This is a genomic window from Microcystis aeruginosa NIES-4325, from assembly GCF_008974145.1.
GTDB lineage: Bacteria > Cyanobacteriota > Cyanobacteriia > Cyanobacteriales > Microcystaceae > Microcystis > Microcystis aeruginosa_G.
The window spans coordinates 1-3806 of sequence record NZ_BJKP01000070.1 but is presented as its reverse complement, the minus strand read 5'-3'; the positions used below and the strand labels follow the sequence as shown (position 1 = coordinate 3806).

The window sequence follows — 3806 nt, the reverse complement described above, 5'->3', positions numbered from 1 at the left end:
CTAAGATTTGAAAGCTTAGATTATGTCTTAAATAAACCAACATTAGAACAATTTGTTCCTCTTCTGATAATTTAGGAGGTGTTCCGCTTCCTGGTTGATTAATCCTAATTTTGGTTTTTTCGATTTCTGATTGGTTTTTCCGATGTATAAGTTTTCCAAGTGCCATCAGTTGTTCTAGTTGTTGGTAGTCAATCCCTAATAGTCTTTTAGTTTGTTTCGGATATTTTTTAATGTATTCCCAAGTGTAGTTTTTCATGGCTTTTTTTGAGTTACTATTTGTTTTATTATATCCTATTATTGTGATTTAATTAAATTATGGAGAGTTCTAGTGGGAAAAGAATTTATTTTAGCTCCTTACAAAGCGGGAAAGGTCGAGAATACAGTAGATTTCTTGAAAAAGCTAATTCAAAGCAATACTGGGCGAAAAATACTGATTATTTGGGATGAAGCTTCCTATCATGCGGGAGAAGAGATGCTCAAATTCATTACTGAACAAAATCAGGGTTTATCCCCAGAAGATTGGCAGATTACCTGTCATAAATTTGCTCGATACGCTCCCGAAGAAAATCCAGTAGAAGCAATTTGGCTACAGTTAAAAAATCTTTTGAGAAGATTTTATTGGTTGGCCAAAAATTTTCGAGTGGTTAAACGCTTGTTCGAGTTTTTTGCCAAATTTTAATTATTTAATTTTCCTAACCTTAAGAAATACAATGCCTTTTCACAATTGATTTAGGCGCACTATATAGGAGTGCTCAATCTTTGTTTCCTTTATGGTTCGTTCCAGTCGCTCGCCCGCAGGACTGTATCTTAGAATACATTTTACCCAACCAACCTAAGAGAGCCATGAGGCAAGGATCAAGAGTTGGCGGGAGGGTGAGTAAACTGATCACTGAAAAGACTCCCCAACAGCTATCTCATACCGGGGAAAACCGCTATAGAATAGAGAAAAAAGAGAATTGCGAGGAAAAAACTCTGTCTTTTAACCCGATTTTCATTCCCACTTCCCCGGAAAATGCCGCTCGCTATCTAGTGATCATGCTGCACGGTTGGGGTGCGGATGCCATGGATCTGGCCCCCCTAGCGGCTATGTTGGATCTGGCTGATTGTCAATTTTTGTTTCCCAATGCTCCCTTCGATCATCCGCAAGTGCCGGGGGGACGCGCCTGGTATGCGTTAGAAACCTCCGATTATCAAGGTTTAGTCGCTAGTCGTCAACAGTTGCACGATTGGATTATTTCCCTAGAAGCAACCACCGGCATTCCCCTAGAGCGGACTTTTTTGACCGGTTTTTCCCAAGGAGGAGCGATGACACTGGATGTGGGTTTATCTTTACCCTTGGCGGGATTGGGTTCCTTGAGTGGTTATCTGCACAGTGAACCCCATCCCCAGGTACCACAAAATGTCTTAATTGTTCATGGTAAGCAGGATCCCGTCGTTCCTATCGCTGCCGCTCGTCAAGCCAGGGATTTACTGCTTGGTTTGGGGGTTAACGTCGAATATCACGAGTTAAATATGGGCCACGAAATCCCGATTCCAGCGCTGACTATTTTACGCCAATTCCTCCGCAATCGTCTAGAAACTGCATGAATAATGCTCGTCAGCTTGCTTTGCTGATTTTACGGGATATCGATCGCTCCTCCGTCTATCCCGATCGCGCTCTTGATCGCCATTTGTCCGCTAGTTCCTTAAATTGTCTTGACAAAGCCTTGACAACGGAGATTGTTTATGGTATAGTTCGCCGACAAAGAACTCTGGATGTGCTGCTCGATCGCCTAGGGAAAAAAACCGCAGCCCAGCAACCCCCAGATTTACGGCGAATTCTCCATATTGGTCTTTATCAACTGCGTTATCTATCCCAGATTCCCCCCTCGGCGGCGGTGAATACGGCGGTAGAATTAACTAAAATCAGTCATTTAGGCAAATTAGCGGCGGTGGTTAACGGAATGCTGCGGCAATATCTCCGTTTAACTGCTAATGGCGAGGATCCTTTAATTTTGCCAGAAAATACCGCTTCTAGATTGGGCATTCTCCACAGTTTCCCCGATTGGTTGGTGCAATTGTGGTTAGATCGCTTTAGTGTTAGGGAAACGGAACAACTGTGTCAATGGTTTAATCGCTCTCCTGACCTCGATATTCGGATTAATCCCCTGAAAACTAGCCGAGAAGCCCTAGAAAATGAGTTAGAATCAGCCAATATAACCTTTAATCATCTTAAATTACCTCTAGCTTGCCGTTTAACCTCTGGTTTAGGCAATATTGATCGTTTAGAGGGATTTCGAGCCGGAAATTACACCCTACAGGATATTAGCGCCCAATTAGTCACTTATCTGCTCGATCCCCAGCCCGGAGAGACAATTATCGACGCTTGCGCGGCACCAGGGGGAAAAACCACTCATATTGCCGAATTAATGGGCGATCGAGGTAGAATATTAGCCTGTGATCAAACGGCATCCCGTTTACGACAGTTAGAAGCCAATATTAAAAGATTAGACTTAAAAGCGATCGAAATACATCTAGGGGATAGTCGCGATCGTCCCCAGTGGCGCGGCATCGCCGATCGTGTACTAATCGATGCTCCCTGTTCAGGATTGGGAACCCTGCACAAGCGTCCTGATATACGTTGGCGACAAACACCAGAAAATTTACCTGTACTAGCCAAACGACAGGGGGAACTTTTAGCTTCGGCTGCCACTTGGGTAAAACCGAAGGGAATCTTAGTTTATGCCACCTGTACTCTCGATCCGTTAGAAAATGAAAGAGTGATCGAGCAGTTTTTAGTCGCTCATCCCGATTGGAAAATGGCCACTCCTGACTCTAATTCATGCGTCTCAGAATACTATACAGAAACGGGAGCGATCGAAGTGTTACCCCATCGGCATAATCAAGACGGTTTTTTTATGGCTAAGTTAGTCAAGGAAGTGTGGGATGAAAAATAAACAATTACTGAAAATTCTCATCGGTGTTGCTTGGATTGATGGTGTCATTCAACCATCAGAAAGAAATTATTTACGACAGGTAGCTGTGAGGGAAAAACTTGATGATGATCCGGAGATAAAACCACTATTATCGGAACTAAAACCAGTTAAAACCGGTGAATGTTATCGATGGTTAGAGTCCTATTTAGGCGATAATCCTAGTCCAGAAATCTATCAAGATCTACTAGCATCGATTAGCACTTTAATCTATAGCGATGACGACGTGGATATACAGGAAGCGAAATTATTAACCAAAGTGCAGAGTTTCGATCCGACTCACGATAGCCATCGATCGATGTTAGATAAATTAGTGACAGGAATTCAGAAATTGTACCACAAGGCAATTACTGAAAGTAATTACTCAAGTTTAGACTAATTTGAGCAAGAGTCAGTACAAAAAAACTGCTTGAGCAGAAAAAACGGGAAATCAAGTAAGATTACTAAATTTCCCGAAAATGACTTTGAAAAACTTGCAGGAATTTCGAGAAGCGGCCTATAAACTATTAGGAACAGGCAAAGACGCGGTAATGGACTTGATGGACGCAGTGTTAGTAACCCGAAGTGTCCATTCCTTTGCGGAACTGTCCATGTCACCGGTGTTTCGGAGAAAATGGCCGTCATTGTAGGAAGCGCTTCCTACATTGCTCTCCTCAGCGTCGTGGATTGATGAAATTGTACATCAAGGAGCTGCCAAAAAACGAAGGTATAGTTATTTCAAATAAGAACGAGACACTAGGCGACACAATAAGTACGAATAATTTCATCAAGGGGTGTCCCCACAGGAGCATACATTCTTGCCCTCTTTAATGCACTAAAATCATGTTCGATATC

General features: G+C 42.6%; 6 protein-coding genes and 1 pseudogene. 5 read left to right on the top strand and 2 right to left on the bottom strand.

From position 1 onward, the window contains the following. The coding region (locus MiAbW_RS18790) for a transposase family protein (RefSeq protein WP_238707353.1) at positions 1 to 256 on the bottom strand (256 nt) is incomplete at its 3' end. Positions 257 to 328: 72 nt separating this feature from the next. Between MiAbW_RS18790 and MiAbW_RS18785 the strand changes: the two genes are divergently transcribed. From MiAbW_RS18785 to MiAbW_RS19690, 5 genes are all read left to right on the top strand, one after another. Next, the gene (locus MiAbW_RS18785) at positions 329 to 679 is read left to right on the top strand and encodes a transposase (protein ID WP_172967404.1); all 351 of its coding nucleotides are present in this window, start codon (positions 329 to 331) and stop codon (positions 677 to 679) included. 314 nt (positions 680 to 993) lie between these two features. Next, positions 994 to 1587, top strand: a complete 594-nt coding sequence (locus tag MiAbW_RS18780) for an alpha/beta hydrolase (RefSeq protein ID WP_308477986.1) — start codon at positions 994 to 996, stop codon at positions 1585 to 1587. Then, a complete protein-coding gene (locus MiAbW_RS18775; RefSeq protein ID WP_151697314.1) occupies positions 1584 to 2936 on the top strand; it encodes a 16S rRNA (cytosine(967)-C(5))-methyltransferase in 1353 nt (450 codons plus the stop codon). The genes MiAbW_RS18780 and MiAbW_RS18775 overlap by 4 nt, the downstream gene beginning before the upstream one ends. After that, the gene (locus MiAbW_RS18770; RefSeq protein WP_151697313.1) at positions 2926 to 3351 is read left to right on the top strand and encodes a TerB family tellurite resistance protein; all 426 of its coding nucleotides are present in this window, start codon (positions 2926 to 2928) and stop codon (positions 3349 to 3351) included. Before MiAbW_RS18775 ends, MiAbW_RS18770 begins: the two co-directional genes overlap by 11 nt. A gap of 79 nt (positions 3352 to 3430) precedes the next feature. Continuing rightward, positions 3431 to 3601, top strand: coding sequence for a hypothetical protein (locus MiAbW_RS19690; RefSeq protein ID WP_172967403.1), 171 nt, complete (start codon positions 3431 to 3433; stop codon positions 3599 to 3601). Between the two features lie 106 nt (positions 3602 to 3707). On the opposite strand, the pseudogene MiAbW_RS18765 reads toward MiAbW_RS19690, so the two are convergent. After that, a pseudogene (locus MiAbW_RS18765) lies at positions 3708 to 3806 on the bottom strand (IS630 family transposase); the annotation flags it as partial.